At 58.2% G+C, this 1,189-nt stretch carries 2 protein-coding genes; both read left to right on the plus strand.

Features of this window, described 5'->3' with window-relative positions; genetic code table 11:
- Window positions 1-93 precede the first annotated feature (93 nt).
- Entirely contained in the window at window positions 94-507 is a 414-nt protein-coding gene (locus HDE79_RS21760) for a GFA family protein (protein ID WP_184605313.1), read from the plus strand.
- A 93-nt stretch (window positions 508-600) separates the two neighbouring features.
- Window positions 601-1,189: NADPH-dependent F420 reductase (locus HDE79_RS21765; RefSeq protein ID WP_184605315.1), on the plus strand; the 589-nt coding region annotated here is incomplete at its 3' end.

The following is a 1,189-nucleotide window of genomic DNA, read 5'->3' on the forward strand; positions in this document are numbered from 1 at the left end:
CTCAAGTCCCAACCTTTCAGCGAATCTCGATGCCGGTAGGGCTCCGAAAGGGGGCTTTTCGACTCTCTACTCAAAGCGGACCAAGGAAACACGATGGCGAAGAAAACCTTCCACGGCTCGTGTCACTGCGGTGCGGTCGCCTTTGAGGCCAAGATTGACTTCGATGAAGGAACGACGCGCTGCAATTGCTCGATTTGCACCAAGTCGCGCTTTTGGTTCGCGATCGTGGGGCCTGAAGATTTTAAAGTCGAAAAAGGCGAAGACCAGCTGTCCGATTACACGTGGATTCCGCCCGGCAAATCCGAGGCCCACCTTCACTATCGCTTCTGCAAGACCTGCGGTGTCCGCACCTTCGCAGAGGGAAACGGAGGTAAGTTCTACGCCGTGGCTATCGCCACGCTGGACGGTATCGAGCAAGACGCCGACCAACTCGTCAAATCGTTGAAATATAACGACGGCCGTCACGACGACCTTAAGCATGCGCCGGCCGACACGCGCCTCCTTTGAACTGGGTTGAACGCGTACGTGCGATGCGCGGAACCAACAGTGAAAGCAATGAAGTCCATCGGACACGATCCGATCCGAGGAATGGAGAAGTTTATGAGCTACGCAATTATCGGCTTCGGCAAGATCGGCCAGGCCCTGGCCAAGGCGTTTGCCCGCAATGGCATCGAAGTATCCGTTGCAACCACGCGCGACCCGGAAAGCTTTGCATCCGCTGCGGCCGCGATCGGACCCACGATCATTCCCAAAAAACTGGCGGAAGCGGTCAAGGCGGACATCGTCTTTTTGGCCGTCCGTTTCGAGTCGCACCCGGATGTCGCGAAGGCGCTGCCGACCTGGAAGGGAAAGACCATCATCGATGTGACCAATGCCTACGGCGTGCCCCCTGAGGAACTGGGAGGACAGCCTTCTTCCAAGGTCGTCGCGCAGGCCTTCACTGGTGCAAGACTCGTCAAGGGCTTCAACCATTTGGGCGCGGCCGTCCTTGAACAAGATCCGGCCGACCATGGCGGCAGGCGAGTCGTGTTCCTGGCCAGCGACGATGACGGCGCCGCCGCGGAGATGGGTGCGCTTGCGGAAAATCTCGGTTTCGCACCGATCCAACTTGGCGGGCTTTCGGAAGGTGGACTGCTTGTGCAGGCGCGCGGAAATAGCTGGGGTCAACTGATCTTTAAGGACTTGGTCA

Origin of the sequence: Rhodanobacter sp. MP1X3 (assembly GCF_014207165.1) — a bacterium.
Lineage (GTDB): Bacteria > Pseudomonadota > Gammaproteobacteria > Xanthomonadales > Rhodanobacteraceae > Rhodanobacter.